The sequence below is a fragment of the Biformimicrobium ophioploci genome (assembly GCF_030270605.1).
GTDB classification, from domain to species: domain Bacteria; phylum Pseudomonadota; class Gammaproteobacteria; order Pseudomonadales; family Cellvibrionaceae; genus Biformimicrobium; species Biformimicrobium ophioploci.
Window position 1 is genome coordinate 112,042 of record NZ_BSYJ01000001.1, and the last position, 21,653, is coordinate 133,694.

Annotated in this window: 18 protein-coding genes; 10 read left to right on the plus strand and 8 right to left on the minus strand. The window is 61.6% G+C overall.

Translation table 11 applies throughout. The features are described 5' to 3' along the window. Nucleotides 1–14 precede the first annotated feature (14 nt). The 5 genes from QSJ80_RS00520 to bioB form a co-directional block, all read right to left on the minus strand. Nucleotides 15–1,004, minus strand: a complete 990-nt coding sequence (locus tag QSJ80_RS00520; RefSeq protein WP_285762310.1) for a DUF1501 domain-containing protein — start codon at nt 1,002–1,004, stop codon at nt 15–17. 194 nt (nt 1,005–1,198) lie between these two features. Beyond that, nucleotides 1,199–2,521 (minus strand): DUF1800 domain-containing protein, encoded by a 1,323-nt coding sequence (locus QSJ80_RS00525; protein ID WP_285762311.1) that lies wholly within the window; start codon nt 2,519–2,521, stop codon nt 1,199–1,201. 143 nt (nt 2,522–2,664) lie between these two features. Further along, nucleotides 2,665–4,245: a malonyl-ACP O-methyltransferase BioC gene (gene bioC / locus QSJ80_RS00530; RefSeq protein ID WP_285762312.1), complete on the minus strand. Its 1,581-nt coding sequence runs from the start codon at nt 4,243–4,245 to the stop codon at nt 2,665–2,667. Then, nucleotides 4,242–5,393 (minus strand): 8-amino-7-oxononanoate synthase, encoded by a 1,152-nt coding sequence (gene bioF, locus QSJ80_RS00535; protein WP_434219158.1) that lies wholly within the window; start codon nt 5,391–5,393, stop codon nt 4,242–4,244. The genes bioC and bioF overlap by 4 nt, the downstream gene beginning before the upstream one ends. A 73-nt stretch (nt 5,394–5,466) precedes the next feature. Next, entirely contained in the window at nt 5,467–6,552 is a 1,086-nt protein-coding gene (gene bioB / locus QSJ80_RS00540) for a biotin synthase BioB (protein ID WP_285762314.1), read from the minus strand. Nucleotides 6,553–6,634: 82 nt separating this feature from the next. On the opposite strand from bioB, the gene QSJ80_RS00545 reads away from it, so the two are divergent. The 3 genes from QSJ80_RS00545 (at nt 6,635) to QSJ80_RS00555 (ending at nt 10,778) form a co-directional block, all read left to right on the plus strand. Beyond that, complete coding sequence (locus tag QSJ80_RS00545; protein WP_285762315.1) at nt 6,635–7,378, plus strand: ComF family protein; 744 nt, start codon at nt 6,635–6,637, stop codon at nt 7,376–7,378. Nucleotides 7,379–7,624: 246 nt separating this feature from the next. Next, nucleotides 7,625–9,325: a flavin monoamine oxidase family protein gene (locus QSJ80_RS00550; protein ID WP_285762316.1), complete on the plus strand. Its 1,701-nt coding sequence runs from the start codon at nt 7,625–7,627 to the stop codon at nt 9,323–9,325. A 307-nt stretch (nt 9,326–9,632) separates the two neighbouring features. Next, complete coding sequence (locus QSJ80_RS00555) at nt 9,633–10,778, plus strand: beta-ketoacyl-ACP synthase III (RefSeq protein ID WP_285762317.1); 1,146 nt, start codon at nt 9,633–9,635, stop codon at nt 10,776–10,778. 38 nt (nt 10,779–10,816) lie between these two features. On the opposite strand, the gene QSJ80_RS00560 is transcribed toward QSJ80_RS00555, so the two are convergent. Then, a complete protein-coding gene (locus QSJ80_RS00560) occupies nt 10,817–11,644 on the minus strand; it encodes a mechanosensitive ion channel family protein (RefSeq protein ID WP_285762318.1) in 828 nt (275 codons plus the stop codon). An 83-nt stretch (nt 11,645–11,727) separates the two neighbouring features. Here QSJ80_RS00560 and QSJ80_RS00565 point away from each other — a divergent pair, with 83 nt between their 5' ends. From QSJ80_RS00565 to QSJ80_RS00580, 4 genes are all read left to right on the plus strand, one after another. Further along, on the plus strand, nt 11,728–12,708 hold the full coding sequence (locus QSJ80_RS00565) for a serine/threonine protein kinase (RefSeq protein ID WP_285762319.1): 981 nt from the start codon (nt 11,728–11,730) through the stop codon (nt 12,706–12,708). A 12-nt stretch (nt 12,709–12,720) separates the two neighbouring features. Then, the gene (gene cysE, locus QSJ80_RS00570) at nt 12,721–13,506 is read left to right on the plus strand and encodes a serine O-acetyltransferase (RefSeq protein ID WP_285762320.1); all 786 of its coding nucleotides are present in this window, start codon (nt 12,721–12,723) and stop codon (nt 13,504–13,506) included. A 70-nt stretch (nt 13,507–13,576) separates the two neighbouring features. Next, nucleotides 13,577–14,386: a GNAT family N-acetyltransferase gene (locus QSJ80_RS00575; RefSeq protein WP_285762321.1), complete on the plus strand. Its 810-nt coding sequence runs from the start codon at nt 13,577–13,579 to the stop codon at nt 14,384–14,386. A gap of 6 nt (nt 14,387–14,392) precedes the next feature. Continuing rightward, the gene (locus tag QSJ80_RS00580; protein WP_285762322.1) at nt 14,393–14,977 is read left to right on the plus strand and encodes a MarC family protein; all 585 of its coding nucleotides are present in this window, start codon (nt 14,393–14,395) and stop codon (nt 14,975–14,977) included. A gap of 11 nt (nt 14,978–14,988) precedes the next feature. Here the strand turns inward: QSJ80_RS00580 and epmA are convergent, their stop codons facing one another. Continuing rightward, nucleotides 14,989–15,939 carry an EF-P lysine aminoacylase EpmA gene (epmA, locus tag QSJ80_RS00585; protein WP_285762323.1) on the minus strand — a complete coding sequence of 317 codons (951 nt, stop codon included), beginning with the start codon at nt 15,937–15,939 and terminating at the stop codon, nt 14,989–14,991. A 188-nt stretch (nt 15,940–16,127) separates the two neighbouring features. Then, nucleotides 16,128–16,697: an elongation factor P gene (efp, locus tag QSJ80_RS00590; protein WP_285762324.1), complete on the minus strand. Its 570-nt coding sequence runs from the start codon at nt 16,695–16,697 to the stop codon at nt 16,128–16,130. A gap of 134 nt (nt 16,698–16,831) precedes the next feature. Here efp and epmB point away from each other — a divergent pair, with 134 nt between their 5' ends. The 3 genes from epmB (at nt 16,832) to QSJ80_RS00605 (ending at nt 21,629) form a co-directional block, all read left to right on the plus strand. After that, entirely contained in the window at nt 16,832–17,836 is a 1,005-nt protein-coding gene (epmB, locus tag QSJ80_RS00595) for an EF-P beta-lysylation protein EpmB (protein WP_285762325.1), read from the plus strand. Between the two features lie 188 nt (nt 17,837–18,024). Further along, the gene (locus QSJ80_RS00600) at nt 18,025–19,713 is read left to right on the plus strand and encodes a cyclic-di-GMP receptor FimW-related protein (protein WP_285762326.1); all 1,689 of its coding nucleotides are present in this window, start codon (nt 18,025–18,027) and stop codon (nt 19,711–19,713) included. 188 nt (nt 19,714–19,901) lie between these two features. Then, a complete protein-coding gene (locus tag QSJ80_RS00605) occupies nt 19,902–21,629 on the plus strand; it encodes a PilZ domain-containing protein (protein ID WP_285762327.1) in 1,728 nt (575 codons plus the stop codon). Nucleotides 21,630–21,653 lie beyond the last annotated feature (24 nt).

Genomic DNA, 21,653 nt, shown 5'->3' on the forward strand with positions numbered 1-21,653 from the left:
CCATGTTTTTGCGCCTAGACCGGGAACACTACGCGTCGCATCCAGCTCGGGTCTATATTCAGGTGCGGGGCAATCAGCCGCATCAACCAGGCGTTCATGTCATTGGCCGGATAGATATCGCGCTGCTGGTAAAGCGTCCTGCCAGAGAGGCCCGGCCAGTCCCCCAGTACCCTGCCGCCGAAATTTTCCAGCCCGCCGCCGGCCGCGATCAGAGTGCCTGCCGTGCCGTGGTCGGTGCCGGCCGTGCCGTTATAGGCCGCAGTGCGGCCAAATTCGCTGGCCACGATCACCAGGCTGTTACGCCACTCCTTGCCCAGCGTTTTCTTCAGGGCCAGGATACCCTGATCCAGCTGCGTCATCTGGCGCGCGAACTTCCCCTGCACGGTGCCCTGCTGCGCATGGGTATCCCATCCGGTGAAATCCAGTGCAACCAGTTGCGAGCCGTTTTCCAGTGCCAGGCGTGCTGCCACTTCACAATCCTGCGCGAAACTCGCGCGGCGCTGGCGCGTATCGCTCATGGCATCGTCGCTCTGCTCGCGCATGGTGATTGCCGCACGCAGTAAATCCGCATAGTCCCCATTAGGGCCATACATACGCTGCAGACGCTCGAGAAAATCATCCCGTGCACCACCGCGAATCGGCGGTGCCCAGTTGGCTGCGTCATATTCACCGCGCAGGGACAGCGGCACATCCTGGCCCAGCGCCAGCGCGCCACCCTCAAGCCTGGCCAGGCAGCGGTTCATCCAGCCGCTGCGCAGGCCCGGATCGGCACTGCCATTTTCAATGATTTTCTGCGCATCAAAATGGCTGCGGTTGCGATATGCCGTGGCTACCGCCGGCAACAGCGCCAGCTCGCCGTTGCGATACAAGCCCGCCAGCCCCGCAAGATTCTGGTGCAGGGCGAAATCGCTTTCGAGCGGCAACAGCAGGTCCGGATCGATATCCGGCCGCAGCACCTCAAAATACGGATCGCCCACCGGCGCCAGACATCCGATGCCATCCATGCCGCCGCGCAGTAGAATCCAGAATAATTTCTTTTTACTACCGCCCGCCTCCGCCGCAAATCCACGCCCCGAAAAGCAATAGACCCCAGCACCTGCCAACAGTGCAGTCCTGAGAAATTGCCGTCTATCCATACTGGTTTTTCCCGGATTTATTCTTGCTGCATTTATATTTGCTGGAGCCATCTTTATTAAAATTATCTCTGCTGGAATTCGGGACTCATCAGCGCCAGGGCGAGGCCCTGTGCTGTGGTTTCCGCGCGCCCGACCCAGAGCCGGGTGCGATCGCTGAACAGGCCCGCCATGGTCTCGTCCATCCATTGCTCAAGATCGATTGAGAACGCCTGCTTGTCCGCTACCTCATCGGACCAGTCCGCCCGGGCCAGCAACGCCGCCGGGGTCTTCCAGTGCGCACTGTTGTCGGGCCAGCCGGCGGGGCTACCGGGCTTGAACGGCACCTGACCCAGCGCTCGCAGCGACGGCAGGAAGCGGCCCTGGCGAATCTGCAGGCCGCGGAAACTGGCGGTGACAAACTCGACGGGCGTGCGGAACTTGGAGCCGCCGGCATCCCAGGCTTCATCGGCATCGATCAAGGCGTGATACAGGGGCAGTAATTCACCCCCGCTGTCGAGGTACACCTCGGCCAGTTGCTTCACAAACTCGTTGGGAGGGTTGTCGTCCACGAAATGCACCGCCAGTTTGTGCGCCAGGTGCTTCGCCGTGGACGGGTGCAGCGCCAGGTCGCGCAGGATCCTGCTGCCCTGGACTTCGCCTGAATCTGCATAGCGACGCGCCAGCACCGTGACACTGCCAGGCTCGTGCACCGGCTCGGCAAATACAAACTCACCGGTTTTTTCCGGCCGGAACCGTGCACTCCCAACCGTCCAGCCGGTGATGGCCTTGGCCAGTTCGCGCACATCGGCTTGCTTGTAGCCGCCGCCAACGCCGAGGGTATGCAGCTCCAGGATTTCCCGCGCCAGGTTCTCATTGAGGCCGCGTTTACGCCTGCGTCCGGCCCGCGAGCGCGGCCCGAAAGACTGGGTGTTATCGAGATACAGCAGCATGGCCGGGTGGCGGATGGCCGCGCCCAGCAGGTCGGCAAAATTGCCGGTGATATTCGGGCGGATGGCCTCCTGTTCCATTGTGAAGGCCAGCGGCAATACCTGAGGCTTGTCGATGGAAACCGCGAAGTGGTTACTCCAGAAATGTACCAGACGTTCGCGCAAACCCTGAGGTGACTCGGCGGCCCAGCGCTGGCGCGCACCGGCCTGGCGCAAATAGGTATCGCGCGCGTTTTTAACCAGGCGCTCGCCGCTGCCCTTTTTCTTTTGCATGCGCTGGGCACGCATCGCGATGAATATACTTTTCGAGGAATCCTGTGCCGCGAGGTAGGCTGGCAGCTCGGCCCCGGCAGCAAGCTGCGCGCGGAGATAATCTCTCGGGCCCCTGATGCGTTCCAGCTCGCCGGGCGCCGGCCCGTAACCGAAACGGTTGGCGGCTATTAGCGCTGCGCTGTCCATGTTTACTCCTGCCGGCGGATTCGTGTTTTATTCTGGGCGGGTTTTAACCTCGCCTCCAGTAAAAACGGGGAGCGCCGGTATTGGTTGACACAGAGGCGATTCAAAAGGGGGCACCTGTATGAAGCGCGAAAAACAGCGACGCGTCAGGCAGACAGGTAAATAATCTGGTAGGTCAGCGGCAACTCGCCGCCGGGCAGCCGGTGGGATTCATAAGCCGCACGAAAACGGCGGATATGCTGGCGCCCGGTCAGCCCGGTGCGACAGCCCTGATTGATATTGTGTGCGCCCACGGCCTTCAGGCTATTGAGCGCCGCCTTGACAGTGGCGAATGGCAGGCGACGGCTTTCACTCAGAGTCTGCACCGGCAATCCTGAGTTTGCCGCGGCACCTAACCAGGCATCCTCCGGCAGGAACTTGTTGACGTGGGTTCGATCATCCACCTGGGCCCAACTGGCCCGCACTTCCTTCAGGGTATCCGGGCCCAAGGTACTGACCTGTACGAATCCGTCCGGACCGAGCACGCGCCGGATTTCACCGAACAGTTTTTCCAGTTGATAGCACCACTGCAGCGCCATGCTGGAAAACACCAGGTCGAAGCTGTTGTCAGCAAACGGCAACGCCTCCGCATCGGCGGCAACGTAGCGGTCGGCATGATCCCGCTGGTCGCGGGCAAAACGCAGCATGCCCTCGGCAATATCTGCCGCGATGATTTCAGCCTGCGGGTAGCGCTCGCGCAGGCGCTCGCTGCCGTAACCGGTGCCGCTGCCGAGATCCAGTATGCGTCGCGGCTGCCACGCCGGGTCACAGCGATCCAGTAACCGGTCACAGACCGCGCGCTGCAGGCCTGCAGCGTCGTCGTAGGTTTCTGCCGCGCGCCCGAATGAGCGACCCACCGCGCTTTTACTGAAAGGCGCATCTGTACTAGGCGCGCCTGTATTAGACGCGATGGTATTAGGCGTGTGGGCACCTGGTAACGCCCTGATAAAATCTTTGATCTGCCCGGCCACAGCGGGCGGTTGCGACAGGTGCGGTGCATGCCCACAACCGGGCACCACCGATACGGAATCCTCACCCACCAGCTGCGCGATCTGTTGCGCAGCCGCGACCGGAACCAGCGCATCCGCCTCGCCAAACAGGTGCAGCTGCCGCGCCGGCAGGCTTTGCAAAAACTGCCGATTGTCCTGCAGTGCCAGCCGCTGCAGTGCCCAGCCCCAGTCCGGGCCAATTTCAGCAGGCGCCAGCGCGCGCAGGGTTTTCAGTAGCGGGCGCCGCTCACTGTCGCCCAGTGCAGACAGGCCACAGAAGGACTGCCAGTTTTTTTGCGGGGACGCCGTATGACTTGCAATAAACTCTTCGAATGTTTGCTGCGGCATGGCACAGGGCCAGCCAGCGCGCGCAGTAAAACAGGGATTGCTGCCGATAGTGACAAGGCCGCAAATTTTGCTCTGCCCGGAACGCGCGGCCAGTGCGGTTGCCAGCATGCCGCCAAGCGACCAGCCGAGCAGCACACAGTTGTCCGGCAGGCGTCGATAAAGGTCGTCCAGCAGGCGCGCGCCGAGCCACGCCTGTTCGCTCTCATAACCCGCTGCCGAACCAAAGCCCGGCAAATCCATGGTCACCATATCCATGGCCGGCAGATGCGGCTGCAGGGCCTCAATCAACGGCCCGAAGCAGCGTGCATCGAAGCCCCAGCCGGGCAGGCAAACCAGCGTTGGCATGGTCATGATGCCTCCGCTCCCGCAACTGGTTTGTTTTTGGACAGGGCTGTAGCCAGTGCGTCCAACAAAGCATCGATCTGTGCTTCCGTATGGGTCGCACTGAGTGTAATGCGCAGGCGCGCAGTACCTGCCGGCACCGTGGGCGGACGAATGGCGCCCACCATAAAGCCGGCGCGCTGCAATTCGGCACCGATGGCGAGCGTGCGTTTTTCATCGCCGATCAGCACCGGCTGGATCGCGGTTTGCGACGGCAATAGGTCGATGCCGCGTGCTGCAGCCTGGCTGCGAAAATGATCGACCAGCGTGCACAGCCTCTGCTGAAGCTCACCCGAGCCGGCAAGCCGCAGCGCCGCCAGGGTGCCACCGGCGACAGCCGGTGGCAGCGCGGTGGTGTAGATATGGGTGCGCGCAAATTGGCGCAGGTATTCAATCAGTTCGGCGCTGCCGGCCACGAACGCACCGAAATTGCCGAGCGCCTTGCCCAGCGTGCCCATCACGATCGGCAGCTGTTGCTGGCTCAGGCCAAAGAATTCCGCACTGCCGCCAGCCGGCCGCTGCGGCGAGCCAATCACGCCAACGGCATGGGCGTCGTCCGCCATTAACCACGCATCGTACCGTGCGCACAGCTCGGCAATCTGCGGCAGTGGTGCCAGGTCGCCATCCATGCTGAACACAGAATCCACCACTACCAGGATTTTTGCACTGCCGGACTTGGTCCGCGCGCGCCGCAGTTGCCGCTCCAGCGCCTCCAGATCATTGTGGGCAAAGCGTAACTTTTCCGCACCGCACAGGCGTGCGCCATCGATCAGCGAAGCGTGGTTGAGTTTGTCGGACACGATAATATCAGCGCGGCCAAGCAGCGCTTCAATGGCGCCCATATTGGCCATATAGCCGGTGGAAAACAGTAGCGCAGCCTCGCGGCCCGTCACCTCGGCAAGCTGCTGTTCCAGCGCCGCGTGCAGATGCAGGTGGCCATTGACCAGGTGCGAGGCCGTGGCGCCCGCACCGAGCGCCGCGGCTGCCTGCTGCGCCGCAATTACATCGGGATGCGCGGCCAGGCCGAGATAATCATTGCTACAAAACGCGAGCAGGCGCCGGCCTTCCACATCGGCATAGGGAGTGGGTGCAGCAGCGAGCGTCGGCGGTCGCCGCATCAGGTTGGCCGCCTCGCGTTCGGCAAGCCGCGCAGCAATAAATGCCTGCAGGGAGGACACCGCTCAGTACCGTTTACTGTGCGGCGTTGTAGAAGAAGGGATCGTGACGAGACGCTTCCACGCGCTGCGCCAGGTCCGCTTCCTGCTCGGCTTCCGTCTGTTCCGTTTCGTATTTTTCCGGGCGGATGCCGAGGCGTTTGAACAGCTGCAAATCCTTGTTCGCTTCCGGGTTAGGCGTGGTCAGCAGTTTTTCGCCGTAGAAAATAGAGTTGGCACCGGCCAGAAATGCCATCGCCTGCATCTGCTCATTCATTTCCTCGCGCCCGGCGGAAAGGCGCACATGGGATTTGGGCATCATGATGCGCGCTACCGCGATGCAGCGGATAAACTCGAACGGGTCCAGGTCGGGTTCGCCTTCGAGCGGCGTACCCGCCACGCGCACCAGCATATTGATGGGCACCGACTCCGGCGCCTCCGGCAGGTTGGCCAGCTCAATCAACAGGCCGGCGCGGTCTTTCTGTTCTTCACCCATTCCAATGATGCCGCCGGCACAGACCTTCATACCGGCCGCACGCACATTGGACAGGGTATTCAGCCGGTCTTCATAGGTGCGGGTGGTGATGATGTCGCGGTAGTATTCCGGCGAGGTATCCAGGTTGTGGTTGTAATAGTCCAAGCCCGCGTCCGCCAGCTCCTGCGCCTGCGCATCGGACAGCATGCCGAGGGTCATGCAGGTCTCCATACCCAGCGCTTTCACGCCCTTCACCATTTCCACCACGTAGGGCATATCTTTCTTCTTGGGGGAGCGCCAGGCCGCGCCCATGCAGAAACGGGTGGATCCGCTGGCCCTGGCTGCCCGCGCTTCTTCCAGCACCTTCTCCACCTTCATCAGCTTCTCGCGCTCCAGGCCAGTGTTGTAACGCGCACTCTGCGGACAGTAGGCACAGTCTTCAGGGCAGGCGCCGGTCTTGATGGAGCAGAGTGTGCTGATCTGCACTTCATTGGGATCAAAATGCTGGCGATGCACCGTCTGCGCCTGGAACATCAGGTCGTTAAACGGCAGGTCAAACAGCGCAAGTACCTGGTCGCGGGTCCAGTTATTCCGGATTTCTCCGACAAAGTGCGCGGTATTGGCGATTTTCATGGCGGGAATGGTCATGGGCCTTGTCTCTGGAGCTGCTTCTGGCGATAACGGCGAGCGCTTCGCCTCAGGGGAGAGAGCGAGTGTAACGGGGGCATGGATGCTGTCAACCAGAAAGGGTGAACGCGGTTTACTGCGTAGTTTTCGCTACCGTGCGCGATCACTGATTGCGGGTCAGTGTTGCTTCTGCCAGGTCATTCCTGCCGGGAGCGCGGGCCTGTGCCCGATCTGTACCGGTCTGCTCCCGCACCTGCTCAACCAGTGCCAGAGATGCGCCCTGCCCCTGGCCTCGCCGGAGGATAGTCACTGCCCCCAGTGTCTCAGCCAGCCGCCGGAGCTGGACAGCGCTTACGCCGCCTTTCTCTATGGCTACCCGGTGAACCGGATGGTGGCCGCGTTCAAGTACCGCAACCAGCTGGCCGCTGGGCGCGCACTTTCCCTGACGCTGGCGCAGCATATCGCCGAGCAACCAGCCCTTGCGGATGTGGATTACCTGCTGCCGGTGCCGATGCATTGGGGCAAGCAGCTGCGCCGCGGCTTCAACCAGGCCGAGCTGGTGGCTCGCGACCTCGGCAAGGTCCTCGGCCTGCGCCTGCAGGCGAACCTGATCAAAGCACGCCGGCGCAAGGCCGCGCAGCAGCAACTCGACAAACTACAGCGGCGGCGCAACCTGCAGGGCGTGTTTTATATCCCTGCGAATCGGGCCGGCGCCATTGCAGGCCGACACATATTGCTGGTCGATGATGTCATCACCACCGGCGCCACCCTCAATACCCTGGCCTGGCTGCTGAAGCTGGCCGGTGCGCACCGGGTCAGCGCCTGTGCGCTGGCGCGGGTGCCATAACCGGACGGTCAGTACAAAATCACCCGCAAAAACAGCACCTTTGTTTCAGGGCGACCCCACCAAAAACCTGCCGTCGGGCGTAAAATTCTTCCAAATAACGACTCCATTCACGGAAAAATGGTACATTCACCCTATATTTGCGGCTCAATTTGAACTTTTGTTCGTATTCAGGTAATTTTGTGCGCCAGATCACAAAAAGCAACGACTGGAACGGAGTTCCGGAATAAAGGTCTTTAGGAAAACACCATGAAAAGCCGTAAATCCCTCTCGCCGATCGGCGGATTGCTGCGCCGCATGCGCGCTGCGGAAACCCTCTCCGAGCAGACCGGCATGCCGGCTGACGAAGCCCTCGATATCGTCAATGAAGGCAGCAAGCTGGTAGCGGGCAAGGCCTCTGATGACAGCCGTCGCCGCTTCCTCAAGCAGCTGGGCCTCGGCGCCGCCGCTATCGGTGTCGGCGCGGCCGGTGCCGCGGGCTCACAAAAAGCCAGCGCCGCCCCGAACGGCAGCGGCAACGAAACCAACAATGGTGGCGGTAACGATGCCGGTCGCGTCGCGATCGTCGGTGCCGGTGTCGGCGGCCTGCGCTGCGCGCACCGCCTGCAGAAGTTCGGCATTGCCTCCACCGTATTCGAGGGCAACACCCGCATTGGCGGCCGTGTGCGCACCCAGCGCGATCACTTCGGCCCGGGCTCCATTTCCGAGCGCGGCGGCGAGCTGATCTCCACCGAACACAGCTACGCGCGTAACCTGGTGAGTGAACTGGGCCTGGATCTGGAAGACGTGAACGGCAACGCGGTACCCGGTGGTAACGAGCTGTACTACGTCAACGGCCAACAGTACACCGAGCACGAGCTGAATGCCGAATGGCGCGACGTCTACAGGATCTTCAAGCAGACCCAGCAGGATGCCCCCTGGGTACCGACCTACGATAACCACAACGCCCTGCATCGCGACCTGGACTACATTGACTGCAACTCCTGGCTGGACCAGGTGGGCATCGGCCAGAATTCCAACATGGGCCAGGTATTCCAGGCAGATCTGGTGGCGGAATACGGCCTCATGCCGGAAGAGATGACTGCGCTCAACCTGATTTACCTGCTGGCGTGGAACCCGATCAACTCGGCACTGCCGCTGGCGGGCACCGATGAGCGATTCCGCATAGCCGGTGGTAACGACCAGCTGATCACCCGGATGCTGGACGACCTGCCGGCAGGCACCGTCGAAACCGGGCGCAAACTGGTTGCCATTGATGGTGACATCAACGGCCCTTACACCCTGACCTTCGAAGACGGCTACGTACACGGCTGCGACAAGCTGGTACTGGCCATTCCGTTCTCCATGCTGCGCGACGTGGATATTGCACCGGCGCTGTACGAATCTTTCCGCCCGGAAAAGCGCATGGCCATCGAGCAGATGACCATGGGCTCCAACGGCAAGATGATCATGGAGTTCAACGCGCGTCCGTGGACCGAGCCGCAGTACCTCAATGGTGAAATGTACACCCCCAACGGCGTCGTCTATGTGGGCCGCCCCGAGCTGTTCGACACCTGGGACCCGACTTCCATCACCGGCACTACCCACGGCCAGCTGACCAACTTCTTCGGCGGCAACTACGGCAAGACCGTCGGCAACGACCAGCCGTTTGCCAACCCGAGCCAGGACGACCTGAACCACTTCTTCGGTATTGTGGACAACGCGTTCCCGGGCACCTCCAACGCGTTTACCGGCAGGGCCATCATGAACAAGTGGTGGGCCAACCCCTGGTCCAAGGGTGCCTACTCCGGCCCGACATTCGGCGATCACACCTCCTGGTGGGGTGCGCAGGGCCTGCAGGAAGGCAATATCCATTTCTGCGGCGAACACACCGAAGTCGAGGTGTATGGCTACATCGACGGCGCCATCTCCACTGCGGAGCGCGCTGCCACGGCCATCCACCAGGCCTGATTGCTTCTGTCAAAAAGATGACCCGGCGCCCAGTTATGGGCGCCTGTTCCCTCCCTCTCCTTGAATCTCTCCTTACCCATCTCCCGGCTCGCTCCCTGCGCCCATCCTTGCACCGGCGCCACGCAAGACCCGCAACAACAGCGCATCGACCACTAAGGCTTTTACGGTCACCCTTTTTTCGTCACAATAGTGCAACGAAAATGGCGCCAGACCCGCGTAACGACGCTACACCTTTGCGTATGCGCCCCACGCCGATATGCGTGAGCACCACGACGTCCGGCGAACACCAGATTTTGCGAGGAACAACATGAGCGAATTCACCCTGCCTCGCGGCATCGTGATCAGCGGCACCGGCCTGTGGGAACCCGACGGCCAGATCAGCAACGAGGAACTGGTTGACGCCTACAACCGTCACGTGGACCTGTTCAATGAACGCCACGCACAGGAAATCGAGGCGGGCACGGTTGCTGCGAAGCCGAAATCGTCTGCGGAATTCATCGAGAAAGCCTCCGGCATCAAGAACCGTTTCGTCATCACCCGCGAGGGCATCCTCGACCCCGAGCGAATGCGCCCGGTGCTGCCGGAGCGCCCGGATGACGAGCTGTCGGTGCAGGCTGAAATGGCCCTCAACGCCGCCCGCGAGGCGATGGCCGCGGCCAACAAGACCGCCGCCGATATCGATATGGTGATCTGCGCCTGCTCCTCGCACCAGCGCTCCTACCCGGCAATTGCGATCGAAGTACAGTCTGCACTCGGTATCGACGGGTTTGGCTTCGACATGCAGGTAGCCTGCTCGTCTGCCACTTTCGCGCTGCAGCGTGCCGTGGATGCCATTGCCGGCGGCAGTGCCAGGACCGTTTTGCTGGTACACCCGGAGCTGGCCAGCCCGCAGGTGGACTTCACCGATCGCGACAGCCACTTTATTTTCGGGGATATCGCCATCGCCTCCATCGTAGAGCGGCGCGAGACCTGCACCACCGATACCGCCTGGGAAGTGCTCGACGCGCGGGCAAAGACCGTTTTCTCCAACAATATCCGCTCCAACTTCGGCTTCACTTCCAATGCCGCCGACGTGGATCCGTTTGGCCCGGGCAAGACCTTCCGCCAGAACGGCCGCAAGGTATTCAAGGAGGTCTGCCCGATGGCCGCCGCGCACCTGGAGCAGCAGGCAGCGGCTGTAGGCGCAGCGCCGACAGACATTCGCCGCTGGTGGCTGCACCAGGCCAATATCAATATGAACGGCCTGATTGCGAAAAAACTCATGGGCAATGACTTTGCCCCGGAACGCGCCCCGGTCGTGCTGGATCGCTACGCCAACACCGGCTGTGCCGGCTCCGTAATCGCGTTCCACCAGAACAACCGGGACCTGGCCGTTGGCGACAAGGGCGTGATCTGCTCCTTCGGCGCGGGCTACTCGATCGGGTCTCTGGCACTGGAAAAGGTTGCCATCTAAAGCCCTGCAAACAGGCGCGCAGCTAACAGCAAGCCGGCTTAATCGCCGGCCGGCTTGCCATACCAGCTGTTGAAAACGTCCTCGACCACCTTCTGCTCGATCTTCACCGCCTCCTCGCGGGGGCAGAAGATCGCCACTTCCAGTTCGTCGTGGCCCAGCTCGTTGGTGCGCACCCGCACCTCCGGCTCCGGACCACTCAGCTCCACCCCCATGCGGTGTTCAATCAGGCTGGCATAGCGCTCCGCCACTTCGTGGAAGGGTTCCGCGTATTCGCGTAACTTGGCCTCCACCAGCTTGCGCGCTGCAAAGATATTCTCACCCTTGTTCTCGCGGGTAATGGTGAACTTGTGCTCAACGTAACGGCGCATGAAGTTCAGGTTTTTTACGCTCTGGGTCAGGAACACACTGTTGGGGATGTACAGGGTAGTACCGGTATAGCCATAACCCGGCCCGTGCGGGTCGATCTCGTGCAGGGTCGTGCTGAGCCACTCGCGGTCGATCACCTCACCCATCTGGTCACCGATTTTCACCCAGTCACCCACCGTAAAGGAGCCGCGACTGGCCTGGAAAATACCGCCAACAAAACAGGAAATCATGTCCCGTAGCGCCAGCACGATGGCCACTGCAAAGGCCGCGATCGACAGCGCGAACTCACGGATCTCGCTTACCCAGATGAGAACGACCCCGATGCCGATCACCAGGCTGCTGAGATTTTCCGCGGCCACACTGCGGCGACGGATATCCTGCCGCTGCCAGGACTTCATATGCGCAAAGGTGAACAACAGCAGCTTGCGGATGATGAGCGCCACCACCAGGAACGCCAGTGTCACCAGCAACTTGTTCTGCATAAAGGATTCGAACGTCATCGGCAGCCCCAAAAAAGAGAAAGCGCGGATTCTAGTGTAGAGCCGTGCTTTCAAACAATGCCCTTCTGGCCTAACATGCGCGCATGAATGAGCATCCCTACGACGCCCTGACACCGGACCGTGTAATCGACTGCGTCGAAACACTCGGGCTGCTCTCGGACGCGCGCATCTTCCCCCTGAACAGTTACGAAAACCGCGTTTACCAGGTTGGTATCGAGGATGGTGAGCCGCTGATCGCCAAGTTCTACCGCCCCGGCCGCTGGAGCGACGCACAGATCCTGGAAGAGCATAACTTCGCGCTGGAGCTGGCAGATGCCGAGATTCCTGTGGTTGCGCCGCTGCTGTTTGACGACCAGAGCCTGCACTGCGCACACGGTTTCCGGTTTGCCCTGTACCCGCGCCGCGGCGGGCGCCAGGTGGAACTGGATAACTTCGATCACCTGGAACAGGTCGGCACCATGCTCGGGCGCATCCACGCCCTGGGCCGTGAAAAACCCTTTCAGCACCGGCACGACCTGACCCTGCGCCACTTCGGCGAGGACAGCCGCGCATTCATCCTGGCCGGGGATTTCCTCCCGCGCGAAAACCGTGAGGCCTACGAAACGGTGACAGCAGAACTGCTGCGGAAGGTTGCACCGGTGCTCCAGCGGGACTGGCGCTTCCTGCGCCTGCATGGCGATTGCCATAGCGGCAACTTCCTGTGGCGCGACGAGACCCCGCATTTTGTCGACCTCGATGATTGCATGAGCGGCCCTGCCATCCAGGACATCTGGATGCTGCTGTCCGGCTCACGGGCGGAACAGACCGCTTTCCTCGATACCGTCATCGAAGGCTACGAAACCTTCTGCCCGTTTGATCCCGCTGAGCTTCAGCTGGTGGAACCCCTGCGCTGCCTGCGCCAGATGCACCACGCGGCCTGGCTGGCGCGACGCTGGAACGACCCGGCTTTTCCCATGGCCTTCCCCTGGTTCAACACACCGCGTTACTGGGCGGAGCATATACTGGCGCTGCGCGAGCAACTCTATCTACTCGGCGAACCCCCGCTGACGCTGGGGCAGGTTTAAGGCAGGCATCCCGTGACAGACCTTATCTGGCAACGTATCCGCGGTGAAGTGACTGTGGCCGCCCGCGAAGAGCACATCCTCGCCAGCTTCCTGCACGCGACCGTACTGAACCACGACCAGTTCGAGCAGGCGCTGAGCTTTCACCTCGCCAACAAATTGGACAGCCCGGTGGCCGGCGCACTACTGATTCGCGAGGTATTCGACCAGGCGTTGTCGGAGGACCCGCGCATTGGCGAGGCCGCACGTGCAGACCTTGCCGCGGTTTTCGAACGCGACTCCGCCTGCCACCAGCTGCATGAGCCGTTCCTGTTCTTCAAGGGATTCCACGCGCTGCAGGCGTTCCGCGTGGCGCACCGGCTGTGGCGCCAGGAGCGCAAGGCACTGGCCCTGTTTTTACAGCACCGCATTTCGGTGGAGTTCGGTGTGGACATCCATCCCGCCGCGCAGATCGGCTGCGGCATACTACTGGACCATGCGACCGGCCTGGTGATTGGCGAGACCGCAGTGGTGGAGGACGATGTATCCATCATGCAGTCCGTTACCCTGGGCGGCACCGGCAAGGAGTCTGGCGACCGGCACCCCAAGGTACGGCGCGGCGTGTTGATTGGCGCTGGGGCCAAGATCCTCGGCAATATCGAAATTGGTGCCTGCGCCCAGGTGGCCGCCGGCAGCGTGGTACTGCATCCCGTGGAAGCACGTACCCAGGTCGCCGGGGTACCAGCCAGAAAGGTCGGCATCACCACCTGTGAGCAACCCTCGCAAAGCATGGACCAGCGCCTCGCCGGCCTGCGCGATTGAGGAACAAGCGCGCCACATCTTGGCACCAGATGCCGCTTTCCGCTGTACGGGCAGGCACTATATTTAGGGCATGATGAAATACAGCCTGACCGCAAAAAACCTCGTTCGCCGAAACCTCGAGGCCAAGACCAGTTACTATGCCGAACTGGTCAATCCCGGCCACACCAAGGAAATTACCGGACTACTGCGCATCGACAGTGGCCTGCACGCCGATGCCTTCAATCCGGTGATCAGCAACAGTGTGTTGCCGGTGCACATCTTCAAGCGTTTCGTGGTGGATTATTTTGCTGAGCGACACAGTGGCTTTACCCTGCTGCACTGTGCCAGCGTACCATTCAATGATCAGGAGCTCGCCGAAATCGGCGTCATGCCGATCGAAAACGGGATCGCCATGGCAGCAGAGCTCCCTGACCTCGGTACCGTGGACGACGATCGCACCCTGAGCTCCGCTCTCACCATCGAACCCCTCGGCCCGGGCGACTTTGGCAATTATGCAGCAATCATCTCCAATGAGCTGGAAGACTCGCGTGAACGGCGGCACCTGAAGTCGCTTTATGAAAAGCTGGAGGAATTACCCGAATTCAAACGCCAGCGCCTGAAAATGTATATTGCCAAGTGGAATGGTGAACCTGCAGGTACCGGCGCATTGTTCTCCAGTGCGGACGCCATCGGTTTTTACGACATTGTTACCCTGCCAGATTACCGCGGGCGTGGAATCGGCACCGCCATGTTTAACCAGTTGGTCGAAGATGCCAAATGTAGCCACCACAAGCATGCCGTATTGCAGACTGTGGCCGACAAGCAGGATTTCTTTGCCAGCGCGGGCTTCCACAGCGTCGGTGAAATCGCAGTCTACGAATACCACCCTCACGCAGCCTGACCCGGCATGGATGTCACCACCGCATTCCTGACCCTGCTCTTCGTGATGGACCCACTGGGCAATATCCCGGTGTTCCTCGCGGCCCTCAAGGATGTGCCCAAGCGCCGCCAGCCATTCGTCATTTTCCGGGAACTGGTGTTTGCGCTGATCGTGCTGCTGGTATTCCTCTACGGAGGCAGGTTTGTACTGGCATGGCTGGGTCTATCGCAGGAGGCGATCCGCATCGCGGGGGCAATCATCCTGTTCCTGATTGCACTGCGCATGGTGTTCCCAACGCCCGGCGGCATCATGGGGGAAAAACTCGACGGGGAACCGTTTTTCGTGCCGCTGGCGGTGCCGCTCATCGCCGGCCCTTCCACCATGGCGGTGCTCATGCTGATGACCAACAGCGAGGGGGAGCAGTTATGGTTATGGACCGCGGCGCTGCTCGGCGCCTGGGGCGTATCGGCGGTCATCCTGCTGGCTTCGACACCGCTGTCCCGGGTACTCGGGACCCGCGGCCTGATCGCCGTCGAGCGGCTGATGGGGATGATCCTGGTAATGCTCGCCGTGCAGCTGATGCTGGACGGGGTCAAGCAGTCGCTGGGCTGAACCCGTAGTCCTCATGCGCGCTCGAACGGCAGCGCCAGTACCTCGCTGATTTTCCCTGCCCCCAGTTTTTGCATCAGCAGCCGCTCGACGCCGAGCGCCACTCCCGCACACTCGGGCATATCGCCAAGCGCCAGGGCTTCGACAAGGCGCTCCTCGAACGGGTGGGCCGGCAAGCCATTGGCGCGCCGGTAAGCATGATCGGCCTCGAAACGCCGATGCTGCTCGGCCGCATCGGTCAATTCCCAATAGCCGTTGGCGAGCTCCACCCCACCAACATAGGCCTCAAAACGCCGCGCCACCGGCACCCCCAGCGCATCCGGTTCCACCTTTGCAAGGGCAGCCTGGCTGGCGGGAAAATCATAAACCAGGGTGACGCCGGTACCCAAGCGCGGCTCCAGCACATGGCTCATCAGCAAGTCGAGCCAGTCCGCGGCCGCCTCCGACTCGAACTCGATCTCGAAATGCGACCGCGCCAGCTGGCGCAGCTCAGATACAGTCGCACTGTGCGGATCGACTCCCAGCTCGCTCTGGAACAATGCCCGGTAACTGAGCTTGTCCGGTGCCGGTAATTGCAGGACTCCGCACAGTAACGCCGCCACTTCATCCATCAGCTGGTGGTCATCCCAGCCCACCCGGTACCATTCCAGCATGGTGAATTCCGGGTTGTGGCGGCTGCCGGCCTCGCCGTTTCGAAACGCCTTGCCGAGGTAGTAGCAATCGCCCATGCCGGCGGCGAGCAGGCGTTTGAGACCGAACTCCGGGCTGGTGGCGAGGTAGGCAGAATTGCCGCCGCAGGTGGCGGTGATGGAATCGATATGTGGGTCAGAAGTGGCGCGCTGCGACAGGGCCGGCACATCCACTTCGATGACATTGCGTGCGGCGAAGAAGGCACGCAGCTCGGCAAATACCTGGGCGCGCCTGCGCAGGTTTTCAATGGTCGCGGTGGGGCGCCAGTCTTGCATGTTTGTTCCTGCCAAAAACGACCACGTAGCGTCGCTTCGCTTAAAGCGCACTGCGTGAAAGCTTCCTCAACAGCAACGCATGTTGCAATGGTTTCAGAACCTTTCAGCTTCGCGCGCCTCAAATTCCGGGCATCGGGCAACCTACTCCGACAAAAATCGTTACTGGCGAAACCGGAGGAAGGCGGTACTCAGTCTTTCGCGCGACCGAGGTATTCGCCGTTGCGGGTGTCGACCTTGACAGTTTCGCCGATCTCGAGGAACAGCGGCACCTTGATTACGGCGCCGGTGGACAGGGTTGCCGGCTTGGTGCCGCCCTGCGCGGTGTCGCCCTTGAGGCCCGGGTCTGTGTCGGTGATTTCGAGGATCACATGGTTTGGCGGGGTCACCGCCAGCGGCGCGCCGTTATACAGGGTGACCACGCAGACGTCCTGCTCCTTGAGCCACTTGGCGGCATCGGATACCACCTCCGCGCTGGCCTGGTGCTGCTCGAAGGTGTCCGGCTCCATGAAGTGAAAGAACTCGCCGTCGTTGTACAGGTACTCCATGTCGCGGTCCATGACGTCCGCCGCCTCCAGGCTCTCACCGGATTTGAAGGTGCGTTCCCACACCCGGCCGCTCTTCAGGTTGCGCAGTTTGACGCGGTTGAAGGCCTGGCCCTTGCCCGGCTTCACGAACTCGTTGTCAACAATGGAGCACGGATCACCGTCCAGCATTACTTTCATGCCGCTGCGGAATTCGTTGGTAGAATAGCTTCCCATGGGTTCCTCTTTAAACCTGCCGGCACGGCGCTTGGACCGGGCCGGATCACACTTCGATAATTTCGATACTTTCGTTACTGTCGAAAATTTCGTTACAACCGATTCTAATCGATTGGAATAGACATTAGCCGCGTATGATACCCGAACAGATCCCCCTGCGGGAAACCCGCCGCTGGCAGGATGACCTCGCGGACCTGATCACCGACCCCGCAGAACTGCTGGCACTGCTGGGGCTGGCGCGTGACCAGCTGCCCGAGGCTGTGCGTGCCTGTGCCGATTTTCCCCTGCGCGTGCCGCGCCCGTTTGCCGCGCGCATGCGCAAAGGTGACCCGCAGGACCCGCTGTTGCTGCAGGCCCTCGCAAGCGCGGAAGAGCTGACCCCGGTGCCGGGCTACGGGCCTGACCCGCTGGCCGAGGCCGACGCCAACCCGCTGCCGGGCATTGTGCACAAGTACCGCGGGCGCCTGCTGCTGATCGCCGCCAACCAGTGTGCGATCAACTGCCGCTACTGTTTCCGGCGCCACTTCCCCTATGCAGACAACCACCCGAGCCGGGCCGAGTGGCAGCAGGCACTGGACTATATCCGCGCGCGACCAGAGCTGCGCGAGGTGATCCTGAGTGGTGGCGATCCACTGGTGCTGGGGGACCGGCAGCTGCGCTGGCTGGCGGAGGGCATCGCAGCCATTCCCCATGTCGACAAGCTGCGCATCCACACACGCCTGCCGGTTGTGGCGCCCCGGCGGGTCACCGACGAGTTGCTGCAGTGGTTCTGTGGCGGTCGCCTGAAGCCGGTGATGGTCATCCACAGCAACAGCGCGCATGAGTTCGACGCGGAAGTCGGTTCTGCCCTGGAGCGCCTGCGGGCCGCCGGCGCGACGCTGCTCAACCAGTCGGTATTGCTGCGCGGCGTCAACGACTCTGCAACGGCTCTCGCAGAACTCAGCGAGACCCTTTTCCAGTGGGGTGTAATGCCCTACTACCTGCACCAGCTGGACCGCGTGCAGGGGGCTGCCCATTTCGCGGTTTCGGATGAGCGTGCAAAAGCACTGGTTGCCGAATTGCGTGCGCAACTGCCGGGCTACCTGGTACCTCAACTCGTACGGGAGATTCCAGGGCAGCCGGGCAAGACACCACTGTAAAGCCACAACCCGAAGGCCGCTCCCCGGGGCGGCCCAATTGCCCGCAATATGCGTTTTCTCGCGCCTTATCATTTATTAACGGCAGGTTCATACAGGTAGCGCTGCCGCCCGCCTCCTATACTTTGCGCGCTGCCCGGAACTCGCCCGCATGCCTCTGTGCGCGCAAAAATACCAAATCTCCCGCAGCGATGTTTAGCGAGATGGACTTCATGCTGCGCGAGCGATTCAAAAATATTTCCGTCCAGCAATTATTCGAGCGACTCGACCTGCCGGCGCAAACCCAGCATCGGCTCGAGGACTTCAACCATGCCGGCAGCGACATTGCGAGCTGGATTGAAGAGGAATGCCACGGGGACTTCAATATGCAGCTCGCGCTGCTGCGCCAGTTCCTCCCGGACCTGGCACGCTGGAAAGCTTCCCCGGCAAACCGCATGGCACTGGCCGATTCCCTGCGACCGCAGGTCGAACGCGGCATCGAAGCGATGGTCGTGCAGGCCACGGCCCAGGACAGCGTGCCAAGAATGGGGCAACGCCACGATTTACAGGCTGCGCTCACCCTGTTGACATGGATGCCTCAAATCTACGCAGGCATCTGTCGCGATTTTACCTGCCGCATACTGCCCGCACGACGCACCCACAGCCTCAGGCTGGCCAGCCTGCAATGTGCTATCGAGTGCCTCGGCAAAGTCGTTTTGCTCAGTGCGCGCTGCTACCTGCCAGCCCCCGCCGGCACATGGCGCAGGCTGCACACCCTGTTCGCTATTGCCACCAAGCTGGAAATCGTAGACCTGCCCGGCGCCGGTCCGGGCGCCCGAACCGCGCGCGACCAATACCTGCTCGCAACACTGTTCGCTGGTGCTGAGCCCGCCCGCCTGCACGGTAGCAACCAGCAAAAACTGATCGAAGTATTGTGCGCCTGCGCGCCGCTGGCGGACATCCAGGCCACCACCCTGTCCGGTAGCGCCCTTCGCGTCAGCCTCAACCAGGACCTGCCACCCCTTACCCGGTCGCGGGTCAGGTACCGAGGGGAGCCGCTCGCCGCGACAATGGACAGTATCGAGTGGCGCATTGACGTAGAACCGATTGCAAAACTGCTACAGGCAGCGGAAAAAAGCTGGCCTGCGGGGCTGCCACGCAATGCACAGAACGTACTGCTGCACCTGCAGCGAAGCTGGGCGAACAGCCGTCATCGCACGGGCACCCGGCACGCCAGTAGTGAACGCTGCAAGCTGGTGACCGGTGTAAGCCATTGCTGCGGTTACCTGAACCGGATCTCCACCGGCAACATCACCTGGCGCGAATTTCTCGCGCGCCTCAGGGAAAGCAGGCCACTGGGGGTCACTCCGGTCCCCGCAAACCAGGTCGAGGACGGACTGCCTGACGCCGGTGAATCCGGCAGTGCCGAATATCAACGGCTTGCCCAGCATGCCTTCAGTGCGCGAATCGTGGATAGCAACAGCCGCGGCGCCAGGCTTCGCACAGAGTCCGAATTACCCTCCCATCTGTTTGTGGGCCAGCTTCTGTACATGATCGCAGAACGCGGCAACCGACAGCTGGCCTTCGTTCGCTGGATCAGCGCGAACTCGGACAGCACCTCTATCGGGGTGGAATATATCGCCCGCGACGCGACACCCGTACACGTTGCCTTCTGTGCAGGCAGGAAGAAATCGCCTTATCTCGAGGGGCTTTTGATACCCGGCAGGGCATCTCGCCTGCGCCAGCAGAGCCTGCTGCTGCCCACGCCTTTTTTTGCGACCGGAAGCTGTGTGGAGATTTTCCGTAAGGCGCGCAAGGGGTCACCGGTGCGGCGGCTGCAACTCACCAACAAAGTGACTACGGGGCGCGCACTCGGGCTATTTCTTTTCGAGCAACGTTAATGGCGAAAAGTTATTAATCCTGCCCCGGAAATATGACAGCCAGCTTCTATACTTCGCCGGGCCAAACCCAGGTGGCGAACTATACTGCCTGAGGGAAGCAGGACAGTGAGCAACGGACTAGCTCACAGACTCCAAACCCAACGCACAAAAATAATGCGCCTGTTCCAGAGATATAAAGAGCAATTGGAATGCTGAGCAAACAACTAGGTGCCGTACCAGTCAGCGCGCTGTTTGACGCGCTGCAGTTACCAGAGAGCGGCATCACAAAACTTACCGGGAATTTTCGCAAGGTAGAGGACCTCGCCAAGGGCCTGGAGTCCGGCAGCAATGACAACTGCCAGCACCAGATTAACGTCCTGCGCGGCCTACTGCCGGAACTCTGCCGCTGGCACGTCTCACCCAAAAAGCGCCTGCCCTACACCGAATATGCGCGAGAGTATATCTATCGCAATGCCGTTACCCTGGTAAAGCAACAGACCCTGAATGGCGCCACACCACTCTCGCAAAACCCGAATATCTGCCTGTCCGCGGTAGCCCTGTTCGCACCGCTTGCACAGGTGTACGCAAGCATTGCCCGCGACCTGGCCAAACCCAGTGGCATGCTCATTCCCAACCGACGCGGCAAGCTGGCAATCTGCCTGCAACGGGCCATCGCCTGTTACGGGCAACTGATTTTACTGAACCAGCAGTGCTTCAAGGCGCCACCGGCACAGACATGGCTCAGGCTCAACAACCTGATCGCACTGGCGTACCGCCTCAAGGTCGCGGACTGGAACGTACCGGATCCGCAACAGGTTTCCCCCGGTGTATCACCGCGGGAGTCCTATATCCGCACCCTGCTGTTTGCCGGCAGCAACCCGTCACAGATGCGCCCGGAGGAAATGCGCGTTGTGTACGACTGCACCGCCATCTGGCATCCCATGGTGACTCTTGAGCCGGGTGACAGCGAGTGCCGGCTGGCACTGCTCGTGTCACTCGAGCACGACGGTGCACCGCTGTTTGCAGACAGGCTCAAGTACGCGCGGCTGGAGCCGGAAGCTTTTGCCCCTCCGCACGGCTGGACCGTGAACCTGGAAAAGGTGCAGGAACTGCTGGCTGAGCTGCACCGCGGCAATGCACGTCTCTCTCGCGACTATCCACGCGAGCTCACCCCATCGCTGATCAGCCGTGTCTATGCCGCATGGAACCCGAAAGTACACCGCCGCGACCCGCGGCGCGATAGCCGGGAAACCTGCGAAATCGTGGTAGGGCTCGGCAATTGCTGCGAGTACCTGCGTCATGCCGCAACGGAGAACCCCAACTGGGAGCAGTTTCTCGCTGACCTGAGCCCGGAAGCAGCGGTGCCCGAAACCCAGACGGAAGAGGCCGGTGGCGATGGCAATTACGATGCGAGCACCGCTTCCTTTATTGCCACCGCCCCATCCGCCAGCGTCCGGATACGCAAGAAAGTCCCCGAGGTAAAAACCCTGCAGGCGGAGTGTGTCGATGTCAGCGACAACGGCGTATGCTTCCAGTTGCCTGCCATGCAGGCCCACCGCCTGCGCAACGGGGAGCTGGTCTGCCTGCGCCGCGACCACGGCGCATGGCGTGTTTGCGTAGTGCGCTGGATACGTGCCGGAGAAAAGCACCACCGGGTGGGTGTCCAGTGCCTGGCCGACGAGGCCATTCCCGTCAGCACAGCCATAGTCCTCGGCCGCAATCACCAGTCCGACTATCTGGACAGCCTATTGGTACTGGGTATGGGCGAGCATGACAACCCGCCAACCCTGTTGCTACCGGTCCCCCTGTTCAAGCGCGGGTCCGTGGTGGACATCAACTGGGACGAGCAGGGGCCGCGCAATTACAAGCGCCTGCGCCTGCTTGGACAGGTCGCCGAGAGCAACAGTATCGGTCAGTTCCTGTTCGAACCGCTCTGAGGACCCGCCCCGGTCACACTATCG